This is a genomic window from Novosphingobium resinovorum (assembly GCF_001742225.1).
In the GTDB taxonomy this organism is placed as follows: Bacteria; Pseudomonadota; Alphaproteobacteria; order Sphingomonadales; family Sphingomonadaceae; genus Novosphingobium; species Novosphingobium resinovorum_A.
Genome location: NZ_CP017075.1, coordinates 3,130,001 through 3,148,391 on the forward strand (window position 1 = coordinate 3,130,001; position 18,391 = coordinate 3,148,391).

At 67.9% G+C, this 18,391-nt stretch carries 19 protein-coding genes (1 of these 19 only partly in view); 16 read left to right on the top strand and 3 right to left on the bottom strand.

Annotated elements, in window-relative coordinates:
• Positions 1 to 19, top strand: partial view of a Ppx/GppA phosphatase family protein gene (locus BES08_RS14645; protein ID WP_036528496.1) — the 3' portion only. It extends 1,346 nt beyond the left edge of the window; 19 of the gene's 1,365 nt are visible here — the last part of the coding sequence; its start codon lies off the left edge, out of view; the stop codon is at positions 17 to 19.
• The gene (locus BES08_RS14650) at positions 16 to 696 is read left to right on the top strand and encodes an RlmE family RNA methyltransferase (protein WP_008833541.1); all 681 of its coding nucleotides are present in this window, start codon (positions 16 to 18) and stop codon (positions 694 to 696) included. The genes BES08_RS14645 and BES08_RS14650 overlap by 4 nt, the downstream gene beginning before the upstream one ends.
• Before the next feature lie 706 nt (positions 697 to 1,402).
• Here the strand turns inward: BES08_RS14650 and BES08_RS14655 are convergent.
• Positions 1,403 to 2,014, bottom strand: coding sequence for a c-type cytochrome (locus tag BES08_RS14655; protein ID WP_008832976.1), 612 nt, complete (start codon positions 2,012 to 2,014; stop codon positions 1,403 to 1,405).
• A gap of 135 nt (positions 2,015 to 2,149) precedes the next feature.
• Between BES08_RS14655 and BES08_RS14660 the strand changes: the two genes are divergently transcribed.
• The 9 genes from BES08_RS14660 (at position 2,150) to BES08_RS14700 (ending at position 10,553) form a co-directional block, all read left to right on the top strand.
• The gene (locus tag BES08_RS14660) at positions 2,150 to 3,049 is read left to right on the top strand and encodes a prephenate dehydratase (protein WP_008832975.1); all 900 of its coding nucleotides are present in this window, start codon (positions 2,150 to 2,152) and stop codon (positions 3,047 to 3,049) included.
• A gap of 159 nt (positions 3,050 to 3,208) precedes the next feature.
• A complete protein-coding gene (locus BES08_RS14665) occupies positions 3,209 to 3,910 on the top strand; it encodes a hypothetical protein (protein ID WP_083274692.1) in 702 nt (233 codons plus the stop codon).
• Positions 3,907 to 5,226, top strand: coding sequence for a DUF4350 domain-containing protein (locus BES08_RS14670; RefSeq protein WP_069708758.1), 1,320 nt, complete (start codon positions 3,907 to 3,909; stop codon positions 5,224 to 5,226). Before BES08_RS14665 ends, BES08_RS14670 begins: the two co-directional genes overlap by 4 nt.
• Entirely contained in the window at positions 5,223 to 6,194 is a 972-nt protein-coding gene (locus tag BES08_RS14675; protein WP_008832972.1) for an AAA family ATPase, read from the top strand. Before BES08_RS14670 ends, BES08_RS14675 begins: the two co-directional genes overlap by 4 nt.
• Positions 6,195 to 6,198: 4 nt before the next feature.
• Positions 6,199 to 7,527, top strand: a complete 1,329-nt coding sequence (locus tag BES08_RS14680) for a DUF58 domain-containing protein (RefSeq protein WP_069708759.1) — start codon at positions 6,199 to 6,201, stop codon at positions 7,525 to 7,527.
• Positions 7,524 to 8,543: a stage II sporulation protein M gene (locus tag BES08_RS14685; RefSeq protein ID WP_069708760.1), complete on the top strand. Its 1,020-nt coding sequence runs from the start codon at positions 7,524 to 7,526 to the stop codon at positions 8,541 to 8,543. Before BES08_RS14680 ends, BES08_RS14685 begins: the two co-directional genes overlap by 4 nt.
• Positions 8,540 to 9,445, top strand: coding sequence for an RDD family protein (locus tag BES08_RS14690; protein WP_069708761.1), 906 nt, complete (start codon positions 8,540 to 8,542; stop codon positions 9,443 to 9,445). Before BES08_RS14685 ends, BES08_RS14690 begins: the two co-directional genes overlap by 4 nt.
• 119 nt (positions 9,446 to 9,564) lie before the next feature.
• Positions 9,565 to 10,041 carry a GNAT family N-acetyltransferase gene (locus BES08_RS14695; protein ID WP_069709279.1) on the top strand — a complete coding sequence of 159 codons (477 nt, stop codon included), beginning with the start codon at positions 9,565 to 9,567 and terminating at the stop codon, positions 10,039 to 10,041.
• Positions 10,041 to 10,553, top strand: coding sequence for a GNAT family N-acetyltransferase (locus BES08_RS14700; protein WP_069708762.1), 513 nt, complete (start codon positions 10,041 to 10,043; stop codon positions 10,551 to 10,553). The genes BES08_RS14695 and BES08_RS14700 overlap by 1 nt, the downstream gene beginning before the upstream one ends.
• Before the next feature lie 122 nt (positions 10,554 to 10,675).
• Here the strand turns inward: BES08_RS14700 and BES08_RS14705 are convergent, their stop codons facing one another.
• Complete coding sequence (locus BES08_RS14705) at positions 10,676 to 11,698, bottom strand: zinc transporter ZntB (RefSeq protein ID WP_069708763.1); 1,023 nt, start codon at positions 11,696 to 11,698, stop codon at positions 10,676 to 10,678.
• An 88-nt stretch (positions 11,699 to 11,786) separates the two neighbouring features.
• Between BES08_RS14705 and ispG the strand changes: the two genes are divergently transcribed.
• Positions 11,787 to 12,917: a flavodoxin-dependent (E)-4-hydroxy-3-methylbut-2-enyl-diphosphate synthase gene (ispG, locus tag BES08_RS14710; RefSeq protein WP_036528480.1), complete on the top strand. Its 1,131-nt coding sequence runs from the start codon at positions 11,787 to 11,789 to the stop codon at positions 12,915 to 12,917.
• Between the two features lie 150 nt (positions 12,918 to 13,067).
• Here the strand turns inward: ispG and BES08_RS14715 are convergent, their stop codons facing one another.
• Entirely contained in the window at positions 13,068 to 13,940 is an 873-nt protein-coding gene (locus tag BES08_RS14715) for a LysR substrate-binding domain-containing protein (protein ID WP_069708764.1), read from the bottom strand.
• Between the two features lie 162 nt (positions 13,941 to 14,102).
• Here BES08_RS14715 and BES08_RS14720 point away from each other — a divergent pair, with 162 nt between their 5' ends.
• The 4 genes from BES08_RS14720 to BES08_RS14735 all read left to right on the top strand — a co-directional run bounded on the left by BES08_RS14720 (position 14,103) and on the right by BES08_RS14735 (position 18,310).
• Positions 14,103 to 14,960, top strand: a complete 858-nt coding sequence (locus tag BES08_RS14720) for a transketolase (protein ID WP_036528477.1) — start codon at positions 14,103 to 14,105, stop codon at positions 14,958 to 14,960.
• Positions 14,961 to 14,991: 31 nt separating this feature from the next.
• Positions 14,992 to 15,999, top strand: a complete 1,008-nt coding sequence (locus tag BES08_RS14725; RefSeq protein ID WP_069708765.1) for a transketolase family protein — start codon at positions 14,992 to 14,994, stop codon at positions 15,997 to 15,999.
• A gap of 100 nt (positions 16,000 to 16,099) precedes the next feature.
• A complete protein-coding gene (locus tag BES08_RS14730) occupies positions 16,100 to 17,416 on the top strand; it encodes an MFS transporter (protein WP_231958041.1) in 1,317 nt (438 codons plus the stop codon).
• Positions 17,417 to 17,434: 18 nt separating this feature from the next.
• The gene (locus BES08_RS14735; protein ID WP_069708766.1) at positions 17,435 to 18,310 is read left to right on the top strand and encodes an NAD(P)-dependent oxidoreductase; all 876 of its coding nucleotides are present in this window, start codon (positions 17,435 to 17,437) and stop codon (positions 18,308 to 18,310) included.
• Positions 18,311 to 18,391: the final 81 nt, after the last annotated feature.

Genomic DNA, 18,391 nt, shown 5'->3' on the forward strand with positions numbered 1-18,391 from the left:
CGCAGTCCACGCCCGATGAGCCGCTCCGGCCGCGATCCCGGCGAGCGGCTCAAGACAGCCAAGAAGCGCTCGACCAGTTCGGCGCGCTGGCTGACGCGCCAGCTCAACGATCCTTACGTCAAGAAGGCCAAGGCCGACGGCTATCGCAGCCGCGCCGCTTATAAACTGCTGGAACTCGACGAGAAATTCGAGCTGTTCAAGGGCGTGGAGCGCGCCGTCGATCTCGGTATCGCACCGGGAGGGTGGAGCCAGGTGCTGCGCCTGAAGCGGCCCAAGGCGAAGATCGTCGGCATCGATCTCCTGCCCACCGACCCCATCGAGGGGGTCACCATCTTCGAGATGGATTTCATGGCGGACGCGGCCCCGGCGGCGCTCGACGCGGCGCTGGAGGGAGCGCCGGACCTCGTGTTGTCGGACATGGCGGCGAACACCGTGGGGCACAAGCAGACCGACCATCTGCGCACCATGGGCCTGGTTGAAACGGCGGCGGACTTCGCCATCCAGTACCTGGCACCCGGCGGGACGTTCCTGGCCAAGGTGCTGGCCGGGGGGACGGACACGCAGCTTCTGGCGCTGCTCAAGAAGCATTTCACCAGCGTCAAGCACGCCAAGCCGCCCGCCAGCCGCAAGGATTCGTCCGAGTGGTATGTCATCGCCAAGGGCTTCAAGGGGCGCGGCGAGGCGGTTGAGGATTGACATTTTTCGCCAAATAGGTTATATGGCCCAACATCCGGAGCAATGCAGATCACATTGCTTCGGTGTATCGGGTCGGCGTCGTGGGCCGGGATGCGGTTTCAAGCCGCAGCTGTGCAAACCACGCGCCCATCGAAGACCCGGACTGTCTCTGCGCTACCGGAAACGCCGTCCATACGATCCTGCGACACACGGCAGGACTTGGGAGGGCCATCCCGGATAGCCTTCGGCCGATAACGCTGCGAACCCTAACGATGGCCACATGGGACAAGTCCGATGGAATACAGGTCGAGCCGGGCTGCACCGTGAGTTACCCGGCCGCTCGCCAGAGCTTCACGGAAAACAAAACCCCGCGTCCCAGCTTGGACGCTCCCGACGCCGACCCGATGTTCTCGGTATTCGCGTTGATTTCCCCGGCGTAATGGCCCGCACTCGCCAGCGGGTGTTTCCGCGTGTGCTAACTGCACGCACAACCCCGTCATCCCAGCGAAGGCTGGGACCGCTGGCCGAGTAAAGCTCAACCCTCGGCAAGGCGTTTGAACGATAGTTGGCCGTAACAGGCCAGCGGTCCCAGCCTTCGCTGGGATGACGGGGTTGTTTGCAAGGTCGCGCCGAACTTGTCTCGTAAAGACGAAAACGGCCCGCTAGCGACTCGGCGGCGCTAGCGGACCGTTTTCAACCGGCGATCCCTTGAAGGGGCCGGATCGGGTTATTGCGCCGCCGCTTCGGACGCTTCCGGTGCGGCTTCACCCGCCGCAGGCGCTGCCGCAGCGTCGGCCGCCGGAGCCGCGTCTGCGGCCGGCAGCGGCAGGTTCGAGCCCTGCGAATTCAGGTAGGCGATGACGTTGGCGCGGTCTTCCGGCTTGGACAGACCGGCGAAGGTCATCTTGGTGCCGGGCGCGAAGGCCTTGGGGCTCTTGAGCCAGTCGTTCAGGCTGTCGAACGACCAGTTGCCGCCCTTGCTCTTGAGCGCGTCGGAGAACGCGAAGCCGCCCACGCCCTGGCCGATCGCCTCGCCCACCACGCCGTGCAGGTTCGGGCCGATGCCGTTGGCGCCGCCCGCATTGATCGTGTGGCACGAGGTGCACTTGGCGAAAGTCGCCTCGCCCTTGGCCACGTCGGCGGCGGCGAGAAGCGTCGCGATCGGCGGATCGCCGCCGCCCGGGCCTTCCTCGGCCACACCTTCGACGGCATAGCCCGCAGTCTCCGGCGCGTGATGCTTGTCAGCCTGAAAATACATCGAACTGGCGATCGTCAGTCCCAGGCCGACGATGCCCGAAAAAAGAGTCCAACCGGCGATAGTATTGAAACGATCGTCCATTCAGCATGCCCCGCGGTGATTATTCACTCATCCTGTTGGCTTCGGGCATTAATGTCCGCCTTGATCCAGCGCAAGTGCCGATACGGAATTCGGCCATTGCGCTTGTTCGCCACGCCGCCTAATCGCGCGCACGTCATGCATGCTTATCCCCAGCCCGCCATCGCCCTCGTCGCCGAGATGGAAGCCGCCGCCCAGGCACAGCCCGCGCGCGCCGTCGCGTTTCAGGGCGCGCCGGGCTGCAACGGCCACCGCGCCGCGCTCGAATACGATGCCGGTTGCCTGCCGCTGCCGTGCTTCTCGTTCGAGGATGCGCTGGACGCGGTGAAGGAGGGGCGGGCCGACCGCGCGATCATCCCGATCGAGAATTCGCAGCACGGCCGCGTCGCCGACATCCACTTCCTGCTGCCCGAAAGCGGCTTGTCGATCGTGGGCGAGCATTTCACCCCGATCAGCCACGCACTGATGGCGCTGCCCGGCGCGAAAGGCCCGTTTTCGGCGGCCTACAGCCACCCGCAGGCGCTCGGCCAGTCGCGCCATTACTTGCGCGAGCGGGGCATCGTGCCGATGGCCTATGCCGACACCGCGGGCGCTGCGGCACTGGTGCGCGAGCAGGGCGACCCCGACGCCTGCGCCATCGCACCCCGGCTGGCGGCCGAACTCTACGGTCTCGACATCGTCGAGGACCGGGTGGAGGACGCCTCGGACAACACCACCCGCTTCGTGGTGCTGGCGCGCGAGCCGCTCGACCCGTTCGACCTCAAGGGCACGCAGGCGATGACGACCTTCATCTTCGAGGTGAAGAACATCGCGGCGGCGCTCTACAAGGCGCTGGGCGGTTTCGCGACCAACGGCGTCAACATGACCAAGCTGGAGAGCTACCAGATCGGCGCCAGCTTCGCGGCGACGACTTTCTACGCCGATATCGAAGGCGCCCCCGGCGAGGCACGCATCGATTCGGCGCTGCAGGAGCTGGCGTTCCACTGCAAGTACGTGCGCCCGCTGGGGACGTACGAGCAGGCGCGCAAGCGGGGCTGACCCCTCCACCACCCGCTACGCGTGTGGTCCCCCTCCCCATTCCTGCGGAACGGGGAGGATTTGCCTGATCCTCCCTGTCGCGTGGCGATGGGGAGGTGGCAGTCGCGCAGCGACTGACGGAGGGGGCCTTTCCCTGACACGACGAACCCTTTCAACCGCTTGCGCCGCACTTCCCGCCATGCAATCGTGCCGGGCGTGACGATTGGCGGGGGCACTGAAGCGGGTTCGGCCGCAGACGCGGCGCGGGACTGGAAGGCCGTGCGCGACGCGGCGGACATCCAGTTCACGCCGCTCCCGGACCCCAAGCCCGTTCCCCCCTCCGACATTCCCGAATGGCTCAAGGCGCTCGGCCGGTTGCTGGAGGCGATCTTCGCGCCGGTCGGCAAGCTGCTCGGCATGTCGTGGCCGGTGTTCCAGTGGATTCTCATCGCCGGAGCGGCGGCGCTGGCGCTGTTCATCCTCTGGCGCCTGCTGATCGAGCCTAGCCTCGACGCCTGGCGCAGCCGCCGTCCGAAGCTGGAGGAGGTCCACTGGACTCCGACGCAGGCCGAGGCGGTGGCGCTGCTGGAAGACGCCGACACCCTCGCCGCGCAGGGTCGCTATGGAGAGGCCGCGCATCTGCTGCTGCGGCGCAGCGTGCGCCAGATTTCCGACGCGCGGCCCGACTGGCTCCATCCCGCCAGCACCGCGCGCGAGATCGCCGTGCTGCCGATGCTGCCCGAGAGCGGCCGCAGCGCCTTCGCCGTGATCGCCGGGCGGGTCGAGCGTGCGCTGTTCGCGCTGCGGGATCTCGACGCGCAGGACTGGACCGCCGCCCGCACCGCTTATGCGCAGTTCGCGCAAGTCGAGCTTCGGGCATGAACGTGAAGACGAAAGGCGTAGCAGTCGGCGCCAATCCGTTCTCGCTCTGGGCGGTGCTGGCGATGGTGGTGCTCGGCGCGCTGCTGTTCGTGGCGCTGCTGTGGATGATCGGCACCGGTATCGGCATGGGCACCGCCAACGACGGCAAGGCGCATGCGGAGGGCAAGGGCCTCAACGGCTATGCGGCGATGGCCGACTACCTCGAACGGCGCGGCTTCGCGGTCGAGGCGACGCGCAATCCTGCGGCACTCAAAAGGCCGGGACTTCTGGTGCTTACCCCGCCCGCGATCATCAAGGGCAAGGAGATCGACAAGATCGTCAGCGCCCGGCGCTCGATCGGGCCGACGCTGGTGATCGCGCCCAAGTGGCAGCCGATGCCGCCGATCCGCGAGCAGCGCGACAAGGCGAAGAAAGGCTGGGTGCGCCTCGGCGGCGAAAGCACGCTGGACTGGCCGGGATTCCTCGACGAACTGACGCTGAGCGACGATACCTTGCCGAAAGCGCAGGCGGGCTGGCGGACCGACGGGATCGCCGGGACGCTGCCCACCGGCACCGTGCAGGCGGGCAAGGGCGAGGGGCTGGTGCCGCTTGCCGTCAGCCGCGACGGCAAGCTGGTGCTGGCGGGCTTCATGGACGACGGTGGCCGCTACGACGGCCTCGACGCGATGGCGCAGGACGGCCAGCACTATATCGAGGGCGAGGACTACGACGAAGGGCGCTATCCGGTGGTCATGGTCTTCGAGCCGGACCTCCTCGACAACTACGGGATGGCCCGGATCGAGAGCGCGCAGCTGGCCGAAGCTCTGGTGCGCGCCACCGGGGTCAGGCCGGGCGGCGCTGTCGTGTTCGACATGACCCTGCCCGGCTACGGCCATGCGCAGAACCTGCTGACGCTCGCCTTCACGCCGCCGTTCCTTGCCGCGACGCTGTGCCTGTTGCTGGCGGCGGTGGCGGTGGGCTGGCGCGCGTTCCTGCGCTTCGGGCCGCTGCTGGTGCCCGAGCGGGCCATCGCCTTCGGCAAGCGCGCGCTGGTGAGCAATGCTGCCGGGCTGGTGCGCCGCACGCGCCGTTTCCACCTGCTCGGCCCGCCTTACGCCGACCGCGCGCGGGAACGGCTGGTCGCGGCGCTGGCCCTGCCGCGCGGCGTGGATGCCGAGCACACCGACGCCGCCATCGACCGGGCGCTTGCCGCGCGCGGGGCTGATGGTGAGCCCTTCTCCGTGATCGCCGCCCGCCTCCATGCGGCCGGGCGTTCGCACGATCTCCTCAAGGCCGCGCGCGATCTCCACGCGCTCGAAAGGACGCTGACCCGATGACCGAGACTGCACCCGATATCGCACAAGTAGGCGCGCTCGCGCAGGCGATCCGCGCCGAAGTGGGCAAGGGCGTGATCGGGCAGGCCGAGACGATCGAGCATCTGCTGATCGCGCTGATGGCGCGCGGCCATGTACTGCTGGAAGGACCTCCGGGGACCGCCAAGACCTTCCTTGCGCAGTGCTTCGCGGCGACGCTGGGGCTGGACTTCGGGCGCATCCAGTTCACGCCGGACCTGATGCCGGGCGACATTCTCGGCTCCAACCTGTTCAACTTCCAGACCAGCCAGTTCACCCTGACGCACGGCCCGATCTTCTGCGACCTGCTGCTGGCGGACGAGATCAACCGCACCCCGCCCAAGACGCAGGCCGCGCTGCTCGAAGCGATGCAGGAGCGCCGCGTGACGCTGGACGGCACCGCGCATCCGCTGCCGCCGCACTTCACCGTGGTCGCCACGCAGAACCCCATCGAGAGCCAGGGCGTCTACCCGCTGCCCGAGGCGCAGCTCGATCGCTTCCTGTTCAAGGTGCTGGTCGATTATCCCAGCGCCGAGGAGGAGCGTCGCATCGTCGCGCGCTATGGCGAGAATCGCGGTGCGCCGACACCGGCGGAGGTGGGCATCGTCACGGTCACGACCCCTGCGCAGCTGGAAGCGGTGACGCGGGCAGTGGCCTCGGTGAAGCTGGCGGACAGTGTCACCGACTACATCGTGCGCCTCGTGCGTGCGACCCGCGAGTCTGCGGACCTGTCGAGCGGTGCCTCCCCCCGCGCCGCCGTGTTGCTGGCCGGTGCCGCCCGCGCCCGCGCCGCGCTCGATGGGCGCGACTACGTGGTGCCCGATGATGTGAAGGCACTGGCGACTTCGGTGCTGCGCCATCGCCTGCTGCTCAGCCCGGCGGCCGAGATCGAGGGCAAGCAGGTCGAGGCGCTGGTCGCCCAGCTGGTCGAGCAGACCGAAGCGCCGCGCTGATCCGGTGAAGTTTGCCTTCGCCCCGATAGTCCCGACGGCCCGCGCGGCGGTGACGCTGGCGGCGATCGCGCCGGTCGCGCTGGTGATCGCGGCGGCGAGCCCGGACTTGTGGGTGATCGCGCCGGTCGCGGGGCTCGCCGTGCTGGTGCTGGTGGTGATCGATGCACTGCTTGGCGGCCGGGTCGCGGACCTTCGGGTTACGGTGCCCGGCGACGTCGAAGTCGGCGCCGAGGGCCGGATGGAGGCCGCAGTCGCGCTGCGCTCCGGCAGGCCCTCGCGCGCGGAACTGGCGCTGGAGTGCGACCCGCGCCTCGCACCCGGCGGGCGGCTGGTGTTTCCGCTCACCGCCGGTGATGGCGGCTGGCTTGGCTCCGGCACCTTCACGCCCTCGCGTCGCGGCACCGGCAAGGTTACCCGCGCATGGCTGCGCTGGACCGGGCCGCTGGGCCTCGGCGCGCGGCAGTTGGCGGGGACTCTGGACGAGACGGTGCGGGTCTGGCCCAACGTCGCCGCCGTGCGCTCCCCCACGCTGCAGACGTTCCTCAAGGATGCGCAATATGGCCTGCTTGCCCGCCGCATCCGGGGCGAGGGGACGCAGTTCGAATCGCTCGCCGAGTACCAGCCCGGCATGGATCGGCGCCGGATCGACTGGAAATCGTCGGCCCGTCACGTCCACCTCTATGCCAAGGAATACGAGGTCGAGCGCAACAACCAGATCGTCTTCGCCTTCGACTGCGGGCAGGCGATGTGCGAGCCGATCGCCGGGATGCCCCGCCTCGATCGCGCGGTCTCGGCGGCGCTGGCGACCGCTTTCGTGGCGCTCAAGGGCGGCGACCGGGTCTCGCTGTTCGGCTTCGCTTCGCGGCCCGAGGTGGCGACGCCCTTCGTCACCGCCAGCAGCGAGTTCCACCGCCTACAGCGCGCGGCGGCGGGGCTGGAGTACCGCACGGAGGAGCCCAACTTCACCCTTGCGCTGGCGACGCTCGCGGGAAGGCTGCAGCGCCGCTCGCTGATCGTGATCTTCTCCGACTTTTCCGACCCCACCAGCGCCGAACTGATGATCGAAAGCATCGGACGGTTGGTGTCGCGCCATGTCGTCCTGTTCGTGACGATGGCGGACGAGGAACTGGAGACGCTGTCCACCGCCGAGCCCGACGACATGGAAGTGCTGTCGATGGCGGTCGCCGCCGATGGCCTGCTACGCCAGCGCGCGGTCGTCACCCGGCGGCTGCGGCAGATCGGCGTCGATGTGATCGAGGCGCCCTGGCGGCAGGTCGGCACCCGGCTGATCGATGCCTACCTTGCCATCAAGCGTTCGGGAGCGATCGGATGAACGCGATATCGAATGCCGCCATCGAAAGCGCCGCGCTGCGTTCCGACCGCTTCCGGCTGGAGCGCGAGGCGGACTGGCAGCGGCTCGAGAATATCGTCGTGCGCATGGAGAAGGGGCGCCTGCGCGGCATCTCGGACGAGGACCTGCTGGCGCTGCCCGGCCTCTATCGCACCGTCGCGTCCAGCCTCTCGATCGCGCGCGAAACCTCGCTCGATGCGGCGACGCTGGGCTATCTGGAATCGCTGGTGCAGCGGGCGTGGTTCGTGGTCTACGGCCCGCGCTCGTCGTTGTGGGAGTGGCTGCGCGGGTTCCTCGGCGGCGGCTGGAGCCGGGCGGTGCGCGGCATCGGCTTCGAGATCGGCATCGCCCTGCTCGTCATGGTGGCGGGCGCGGTGGTCGGCTGGCTGCTCGTTTCGCACGATCCCGAATGGTACTTCGCCCTGATGGGCCGCGAGATGGCGGGCGAGCGCGTCCCCGGCGCCAGCGCCGATGCGCTGCGCGGCACGATCTTCGGCAATACCGAGAAGACGGGCATGAGCATTTTCGCTGCCCAACTGTTCAGCAATAATGCGCAAGTCTCGATCCTCGCCTTTGCGCTCGGTTTTGCGCTCGGAATTCCGTCGCTGCTGCTGCTGGTCCATAATCTCGCCGGGCTGGGGGCGATGGGCTGGGTCTACTGGAAGGCGGGGTTGCTGCTCGACTTCGCGGGCTGGATCAGCATCCACGGCACGACCGAGCTGTTCGCGATCCTGCTCTCGGGCGCGGCGGGGCTGCATGTCGGGCGCGCGATCGCCTTTCCCGGGAACCGCCCGGTGCTGACCGCGACCGCCGAGGCCGGGCGCCGCGCGGCGGTGGTGATGGTGGGCGTGGTGCTGATGCTCGTCGTCGCCGCGCTGCTGGAGGGCTTTGCGCGCCAGCTGGTCGACCAGACGCCGGCGCGCCTGGCCGTCGGCGGGTTCATGCTGCTGGCGTGGAGCGCCTACTTCTTCGCCTATCGCGGGAGGGCCGGGCGATGAAGCGCCGGATCAACCGTGCGCGCTCCGGCAAGCAGCGCGTGCTCGTGACACCGGAGGGCATCGCGCTGCCGGTCACCGTGGCGGGGCGCGGGGCGCGGGTGGGGGCGCTGATCCTCGACCTTCTTATCATCGTCATGCTGATAATCGGCACCTCGATCGCGCTGATGCAGGTCGCTGGCGGCGCGGCGCAGATCGCGCAGGCGGTCGACGGCAAGGGGGCCGGGGCGCAGGTCTTGCAGTTCCTCATCGTCGTGTGGATCGTGGCGATGTTCCTGCTGCGCAACGCCTACTTCCTCTACTTCGAGCTGGGGCCGAGGGGCGCGACGCCGGGCAAGCGCATGACCGGCATCCGCATCGCCGCGCGCGACGGCGGCCGCCTCACCGCCGAGATGGTGATCGCCCGCAATCTCCTGCGCGATATCGAGATGTTCCTGCCGATCCCGCTCATCGCCATGGCGGGGCCGGACAACGGCATGGCCTGGCTGGCGGCGGCGGGGTGGCTGGCGATCTTCCTGCTGTTCCCGCTGTTCAACCGCGATGCCCTGCGCGCGGGCGACGTGATTGCGGGAAGCTGGGTGCTCGAACGCCCGAAGCAGAAGCTGGAGGCGGCGATGACGACCTCCGAAGCGCCGGTGGCCGAGCGCTTCCAGTTCCGCTTCGAGGAGCACGAACTGGCGGTCTACGGCGAATTCGAGCTGCAGGCGCTGGAGCGCGTGCTGCGCGAGGACCGGACCGACGCGGTCGAGACGGTCTACCAGACCATCGCCGAGAAGATCGGCCGCAACGACGGCTGGGGCGCCGAGCGGCGCTTCCTCTCGGACTACTACACCCAGTTGCGGGCGCGGCTGGAAGCGGGCATGCGGATGGGCCGCCGCAAGGCCGACAAGCATTCTGGCGGATAGGGTTCTTGTCTCTCTTCCTTCGCCCCCATACGCCGTCATTGCGAGCGTAGCGAAGCAATCCAGGGCGGACTTGAACTGCCCTGGATTGCTTCGCTACGCTTGCAATGACGAATGAGAAGATGGAACCCGTGACAATCGACCTGCGCATCGTCCCCGACGACCTCACCTCAGAAGCGGTGCTGGCGCTGCTCCAGTTCCACCTCGACGAGATGCATCGCTGGTCCCCGCCCGAGAGCGTCCACGCCATGCCCGCAGCGCGCCTGCGCCAGCCGGACGTCACGTTCTTCTCCGCATGGGACGGCGATGTGCTGGCGGGCTGCGGCGCGATCAAGCACCTTTCCGAAAGCCACGGCGAACTCAAGTCGATGCGCGCCGCGCCCGAGTATCGCGGCCGGGGCGTGGGCAAGGCGCTGCTGCTGCGGCTGCTGGAAGAGGCCCGCGTGCGCGGCTACGCCCGTGTCAGCCTCGAGACCGGGCGGCCCGAGCCGTTCCACCCGGCCCACGGCCTCTACCGCGCGCACGGCTTCGTCGAGTGCGCGCCTTTCGGGGACTACGTCTCCGATGATTTTTCGATCTGCATGACCAAGGAACTGTAATGGAGCTTCGTACCGCCACCCCCGCCGATGCCGCCGCGCTGGCGCGTCTGGGCACCGACAGCTTCGTCGCCAAGTTCGGCCACCTCTACGTGCCGGACGACCTGGCGAACTTCCTTGCCGGTTCGCACAGCGAGGCCAAGGTGGCGAAGGAGATCGCCGACCCTGCGATGCGGGTGATGCTGGCGGAGCGGGACGGGCACCTGCTCGGCTATTGCAAGCTGGTGATGGCCTGCGGCTGGCCCGAACATGCGCGGTCAGGGAACGTGATCGAACTCAAGCAACTCTACACCGCGCCCGAGGCGACCGGGCAGGGCATCGGCGCGGCACTGATGGACTGGGCGCTGACGGAAGCGGCGGCCTTCGGGGCGGGCGAGGTCCAGCTCTCGGTCTATTCCGACAACCCCGGGGCGCAGAAATTTTACGCGCGGTATGGGTTCGAGAAGGTCGCCGACATCCACTTCATGGTCGGCGAGCAGCGGGACGAGGAGTTCCTGTTCGCGAAGGTTCTTTAAGGCTCCTCCCTGTCGCGAAGCGATGGGGAGGGGGACCGCCCGCGTAGCGGGTGGTGGAGGGGGCGAACCCCTCCGTCAGCGCTTCGCGCTGCCACCTCCCCATTCCTGCGGAACAGGGAGGATCAAAACCACTTCAACCGCCTGAGCAGCGCGATCTCCACGCCCAGGATCGCCGCGCAAACCCCGACGATGATCCAGAAGCCGTGCGATCCCTGCTCCGCCAGCGGAATGTCGCCGACGTTGATCCCCAGCAAGCCGGTGATGAAGGTCAGCGGCAGGAACACCCCAGCCACCACCGCCAGCACATACTGCGTGCGCTGGCTGTTCGCGGCGGCTCGGGCGCGGATGTCGTCCTGCAGCACGACCGCCGATTCCTTGCTGATGTCGAGGTCGTCGAGATAGCGGCGCAGGCGGGCGATCGATTCGGCGATCTCGCGCCGGTCGTGGTCCTCGAACCAGCCGGGCGCGCCGTTGGCGATGGCGGTCAGCGCCTCGTGCTGCGGCGACATGTGCCGCTTGAGGGCAAGGCTCTGGCGGCGGATCATGGCGATCTTGTCGAGGGTCTGGTCGGTATAAGTATCGGCCGTCTCGTCCTCGAGGTCGTCGATCATGGCGTTCATGTCGACGATGGCGTGGCTCATGCGGTCGATCAGGTGCTCGGTGAGCGCGGTGACGAGCGCGCCCGCGTCATGCGGCCCGCTGCCTGCGTCGAGGTCGTCGGCGACGAGGCGGGGTGTCTGCAGCGGCGCGCGGCGCAGCGTGACGACGCGGCTGCCGTCGCTCCACAACTGCAGCGAGAGCATGTCCTCGGGCGCGGCGCCGGGGTTGAAGTTGATCCCGCGCAGCGTCGCCACCAGCGTCTGTCCTTCGCGAAAGGCGCGGGGGCGGTTGGCGTCACTGGTGAGCAATTCGGCGGTCGGCTCGGGGATGGCGCAGTGCGCCTCCAGCCACTCCTGCATGCCGGGATGGGTGCGCAGGAGATGGATCCACAGCACTTCGCCCTCTACGCCGGGCTTCCAGCGCTGTGCCTCTTTCCATCCGACCACGCGCGCGCCGCCCCGGCCGTCGAGCACGCGCCCGAACAGCAGCGGGAGTTCGGAGGACTCGTCGTCGGTGAGGGGTTTGTCGGAAGCATGCACAGTCATGGACGCGTGAATGCCCGAAATCGCGCGAAGTCGCCAGCACACCGGAATGCGTCTTCAATCCGCAAGGCAGAGCGCCTATAGAGGCTTCATGTCCTCCATCCGACCCTGGCGCGATATCGAGCGCCGCAAGAGCCGCCAGATCATGGTCGGCAGCGTCCCCGTCGGCGGCGATGCGCCGATCACGGTCCAGACAATGACCAACACCCTGACATCCGACGCGAAGGCGACGATCGAGCAGATCCGCCGCTGCGAGGACGCCGGGGCGGACCTTATCCGCGTCTCCTGCCCCGACGTCGAATCGACGGCGGCGTTCCGGGAGATCGTGCGCGGATCGCGCGTGCCGCTGATCGCGGACATCCATTTCCACTACAAGCGCGCTCTGGAAGCCGCCGACGCGGGCGCGGCGTGCCTGCGCATCAACCCCGGCAACATCGGCTCGTCCGACCGCGTCGCCGAAGTGGTGCGCGCCGCCAAGGCCAACGGCTGCGCGATCCGCATCGGCGTGAACGCGGGCAGCCTCGAGAAGCACCTCCTCGAAAAGTACGGCGAGCCTTGCCCCGATGCCCTCGTCGAATCGGCGATGGACCACATCAAGCTGCTGCAGGACCACGACTTCCACGAGTACAAGGTGGCGGTGAAGGCCAGCGACGTGTTCCTCGCCGTCGCCGCCTATCAGGGGCTGGCGGACGCGGTGGACTGCCCGCTGCACCTCGGCATCACCGAGGCGGGCGGGCTGATCGGCGGCACCGTCAAGTCCTCGATCGGCATGGGCATGCTGCTGTGGTCGGGCATCGGCGACACCTTGCGCGTCTCGCTCTCGGCCGAGCCGGAAGAGGAAGTGCGCGTCGGTTTCGAGATGCTGAAGGCGCTCGGCCTGCGCACGCGCGGCGTTCGCGTGGTTTCCTGCCCCAGCTGCGCACGGCAGGGCTTCGATGTGATCCGCACCGTGGAGGCGCTGGAAGAACGCCTGCAGCATATCAAGACGCCGCTCTCGCTCTCGGTGCTGGGCTGCGTCGTCAACGGCCCCGGCGAGGCGCGTGAGACCGACATCGGCCTGACCGGCGGCGGCAACGGCAAGCACATGGTCTACCTTTCGGGCGTGACCGACCACACCGTGCAGAGCGAATCCATGCTCGACCACATCGTCAGCCTGGTGGAAGCCAAGGCGGCGGAGATCGAGGCCGCCAACGCCGCGCAGGAAGCCGTCGCGGCGGAGTGAGGTGTTGAGGTGGGGCTGCGACCCTTCGACAAGCTCAGGGTGAGCGGGTATGGTGTAACAACCTCTCCGCACCCTTGGGTTGAGCAGAGGTAAGATGGACTTTTCAACCCCGCTCAGGCTGAGCTTGTCGAAGCCCCCACCGGCAGGATTTCAGGTCTCGGCCGAAGCCAGTTCCGCCAGCAGCCACGTCTCGAACGCACGGATGATCGGGCGGTCGGCGTGGATCAGCGGATAGACCAGCGAATGCAGCGTCTCGCGAATCGTGCATCCCGGTAGCGGCGCGACCAGCCGCCCTTCCGCCAGTTCGCGCTGGGCGAGGCGGGTCGATTCGAGCGCTACGCCCAGCCCGTTGGCAGCAGTGGCGATCACCATGAAACTGCGGTCGAAGCGCATCGCGTAAGCCTTCGGCGCCGGGACGGCGGCAAGTTCCGCCCAGCGCGCCCAGGTCACGCGGTTGCGGTCGCCGTTGATCAGCGGCAGCGCCATCACGTCCGCCGGGCACCTTATCGAAGCCGCCATCTGCGGTGTGCAGAGCACCGTCACCTCCTCCTCCCCCAGCGGGATCGCCTTGACCGGGCCGGGCAGCGGCGGGCCGTTGACGATGTCGGCATCGACCTCGTCGGCGGCGAAGCGCGAATAGTCGGTGCTGGCGGTGATGCGGATGTCCATGCCGGGGTGGCTTTCGAGGAACGCGGGCAGGCGCGGGGTCAGCCACAAGGCCGCGAAGCTGGGCGCGGCGTGCAGGCGCAGGAACCGGGCGCGGCGGGCCGAGACTTCTTCCAGCCCGCGCCGGATCTCCACGAACCCGGCGGCGACGTGGCGGTACAGGGCCTCGCCGTCCGCGCTCAGTTTTATCTGCCGGAGGCTGCGGTCGAACAGGCGGGTGCCGAGGCTGTTCTCCAGCTTGGTGACCGCGTGGCTCACCGCGCTCGGCGTCAGGCCGAGTTCGTCGGCGGCCTGACGGAAGGAGCCCTGGCGGGCGGCGGCTTCGAAGACGCTGAGAGGCTGTAATGCAATCGGCATAGGTGAATCTCAGTCACCATATAGTGAGAAACGTCCATTTGTCATAGGTGCATGTGGAATTGATAAAGCGGCAACAGATCAGAAAAACTGACGCCGAGAGGATCGCACCAAACGCCCGCAGACCGGGCAGAAGGCAATCTCCTCGCGTCGTGAGGAGAATTGATGACCGTTTCCGCAACCAACATGCCGGTCGCCGAGCTTTCGCGCCGCGCCTACAACATCCGTCGCCATGCGCTGAAGATGGGTCAGGTTCAGGGTCAGGGCTATGTCGGACAGGCTCTCGGCGTCGCCGACGTGCTCGCCGTCTCGTACTTCCGCGCGCTGACCTACCGTCCCGGTGAGCCGGAATGGGAAGGCCGCGACCGGTTCCTGCTTTCCATCGGCCACTACGCCATCGCGCTTTACGCCGCGCTGATCGAGGCGGGCGTGATCCCGCTCGAGGAACTGGAAACGTACGGTTCGGACGACAGCCGCCTGCCGATGTCGGGCATGGCCTCGTACACGCCGGGCATGGAAATCTCGGGCGGCTCGCTGGGGCAGGGTCTCGGCATCGCGGTGGGCATGGGGCTCGGCCTCAAGCGCAAGGGCACCGGGCAGTTCGTCTACAACCTGATGTCGGACGGTGAACTGGGCGAAGGTTCGACCTGGGAAGCCGCCGCATCGGCCGCGCACTGGAAGCTCGACAATCTCATCACGATCGTCGACTTCAACAACCAGCAGGCCGATGGCCCCTCCACGCAGGTACTGGGCATGGGCGACATCGCCGCCAAGTTCGCCGCCTTCGGCTGGCATGCGCAGTTCGTGGACGGCAACGACATGGAGGCCCTCGTCGAAGCCTTCGACAAGGCCCGGGAACTCGACGATCCGCGCCCCCGCGTGATCGTCGCCGACACCCTGATGGGGCGCGGCGTGCCGTTCCTGGAGGAGCGCGAGAAGACGCACTTCATCCGCGTCGACGAGGACGAGTGGGACAAGGCCATCGAAGTGCTCGACGCCGGCTACGCCGCCGCAGCCGCCTGACCTTCCCCAGATTTACGAAAGACTGACCGCAATGTCCGTTGAAGCACCCGCTAAACCGCGCCTGAAGACGTCCGCGATGATCGCCTCGATCGCCGCCGAGGGCCAGCGCACCGTCGCTGCCCCGTTCGGCCATGCGCTCTCGAAGCTGGCCGAGACGAAGCAGAACATCGTCGGCATGTCCGCCGACCTCGCCAAGTACACTGACCTGCACATCTTCCAGCAGAACCACCCCGACCGGTTCTACCAGATGGGCATGGCCGAACAGCTCCTCATGATGTCGGGCGCAGGCATGGCGCGCGAAGGCTTCCAGCCCTGGCTGACGACCTATGCCGTCTTCGCCGCCCGCCGCGCCTACGACTTCCTGTGCCTCGCCATCGCCGAGGAAGGGCTGGACGTGAAGGTGTGCTGCGCGCTGCCCGGCCTCACCACCGGCTACGGTCCCTCGCATCAGGCGACCGAGGATCTGGCGATCTTCCGCGGCATGCCGGACCTCACCATCGTCGATCCGTGCGACGCGATCGACATCGAGCAGGCCGTGCCGCAGATCTCCGACCACAAGGGGGCGGTCTACATGCGCCTGCTGCGCGGCAAGGTGCCCGCCGTCCTCGACGAGTACGACTACAAATTCGAACTCGGCAAGGCGAAGATGCTGCGCGATGGCGCCGACGTGCTGTTCATCTCGTCCGGCCTGATGACCATGCGCACCCTTGAAGCCGCCGACCGCCTGCGCGCCGACAAGGTCGAGGCCGCCGTGCTCCACTGCCCGACGATCAAGCCGCTCGACGAGAAGACCATCATCAAGGCCGTCGCCGCCAAGCCCGGGCGCCTCGTCGTGGTGGCCGAGAACCATTCGGTGATCGGCGGTCTGGGCGAAGCGGTCGCTGCCTGCCTGCTGGGCAGCGGCACGGTGCCTTCGGGCTTCCGCCAGATCGGCCTGCCCGACAAGTTCCTCGACGCGGGCGCACTGCCCACGCTGCACGACCGCTACGGCATCTCGACCGACCAGGTCGTTGCCCGCACGCTTTCCTGGCTGGGTTAACCCTTCCGGGTCGCAACGGGAGCGCTTCCCGGCCGTTCTCAACGGGCCCGTGAAGCGCTCCTTCGAAAACCGTATCAAAGAACATAAAAGGAGAGAGGCGTTGAGTCTCGCAACCGAGATGCCGCGCGATGTCGCCGCGCCCAAGGACGAACACCGCGAACGCCTGTATGCCAAGGTGACCTGGCGGCTGATGCCGTTCCTGTTCTTCTGCTTCTTCGCGGCCTACCTCGACCGCGTGAACGTCGGCTTCGCCAAGCTGCAGATGGCGAGCGAGCTGGGCCTCAGCGAATATGTCTACGGCCTTGGCGCGGGCATCTTCTTCATCGGCTACGCGCTGTTCGAGGTGCCCAGCAACCTCATCATGCACAAGGTCGGCGCGCGGCTGTGGATCGCGCGGATCATGATTACCTGGGGCATCGTCTCAGGGCTTTTCGCCTTCGCGCAGACGCCGATGCACTTCTACATCCTGCGCTTCCTGCTGGGCCTTGCCGAAGCCGGGTTCGCGCCGGGCGTGCTGCTCTACATCACCTACTGGTTCCCCTCGGCCCGCCGGTCGCGCGCGATGTCGATCTTCTTCATCGCCATTCCGATCTCGGGCGTGCTCGGCTCGCCGCTGTCGGGCTGGATCATGGACACCTTCCACGGCTCGTCGGGCTGGGGCGGCTGGCGCTGGCTGTTCCTGCTCGAAGCGATCCCCGCGCTGATCGCCGGCATCGCCACCTTCTGGATGCTGCCCAACCGCCCGGCCGACGTCGACTGGCTGTCGGCTGACGACAAAAAGATGATCGAGGCCGATCTCGCCGAGGACAACCGCGAGAAGACCGCGCACATGTCGCTCCGCCAGTTCCTGGCCGACAAGCGCCTGTGGCTGCTCAGCCTGCTCTATTTCTGCATCGTCATGGGTCAGTACGCGATCTCGTTCTGGCTGCCGACGATGGTGAAAGCGGCGGGCGTCACCGATCCGCTGGAGAACGGCCTGATCAGCGCGATCCCCTTCCTGTTCGCGGTCGTCGTCATCCTCGTCCTTGCCCGCAGCGCCGACCTTCGCCGCGAGCGCCGCTTCCACCTGATGCTGCCGATGGCGATGGGTGCGATCGCCCTTGCGCTCTCGCCGCTGGCGATCGGCAACCTGCCACTCTCGGTGCTGATCCTCTCGTTCGCGACGGCGGGCCTGCTGACCCAGACCGCGCAGTTCTGGTCGATCCCGCCCGCCTTCCTCGGCGGTGTGTGGGCGGCGGCAGGCATCGGCGCGATCAACGCGATCGGCAATGTCGCGGGCTTCGTCTCGCCCTTCGTCATCGGCTGGGTGGTGGACGCCACCAAGTCGCTGTCGGCGGGGCTCTACACCATCACCGCGGTCGAACTGATCGGCGTGGCCCTCGTGCTGCTGATCCCCGCCCGCCAGGTCAATCGCTGATCCATGGGAATACGTGAAATGAGCAAGGTAGCATTCGTCGGTCTGGGTGCCATGGGCATGCCGATGGCCCTCAATCTCCTGAAGGCGGGCCACGCCGTCACCGGTTTCGACCTTCGCACCGAGCCGATGGAGGCTCTGGTCAAGGCAGGCGGCTCCTCCGCCACCAGCGCGGCGGGCGCGGCCGAGGAAGCCGACGTGCTGATGCTGATGGTGGTCAACGCCGCGCAGGCCCGTTCGGTCCTGTTCGACGGCGGCGCGCTGGCGGCGCTGCCCGAACGCGCCGTGGTGCTGCTGACTGCGACCTGCCCGCCGATGGAAGTCGCCGCGATCGCATCCGAGGTCGAGGCCGCAGGCCGCCGTTTCGTCGATGCGCCGGTTTCGGGCGGTACGGCGGGGGCGAAGGCGGGCTCGCTGTCGATGATGGTCGCCTGTTCGGATGCGCTTTTCGCCGAACTCAATCCGGTGCTGTCGGGCGTCGGCGGCAAGCTGTTCCACGTCGGCCAGAACGCCGGGCAGGGCTCTGCGGTGAAGGTCGTCAACCAGCTGCTGTGCGGCGTCCACATCGCCGCCGCCGCCGAAGCCTTGGCGCTGGCGAAGCAGGTGGGCGTCGAACCCGCGATGGCGCTGGAGATCCTCGGTGGATCGGCGGCGGCGAGCTGGATGCTCAACGATCGCGGCCCGCGCATGCTGGAGGCCGAGCCCGAAGTGACAAGCGCGATCGACATCTTCGTCAAGGACCTCGGCCTCGTGCTGGAGGCCGGACGCGGCGCCAGGGCGGCGACCCCGCTGGCGGCGCTGGCCCACCAGTTCTTCCTGAGTACCTCGGGGCGCGGCGACGGCACCGTCGACGACAGCCAGGTGATCCGCGCCTACGACCTGCTCAACGGGGCCTGAGCGCCCAAACTCGCCCTAACCCCAACCCACGCTGAGACGGGCTGCCGGACCCACCGGCACGCCGCCGGGCGCGCGCATGCG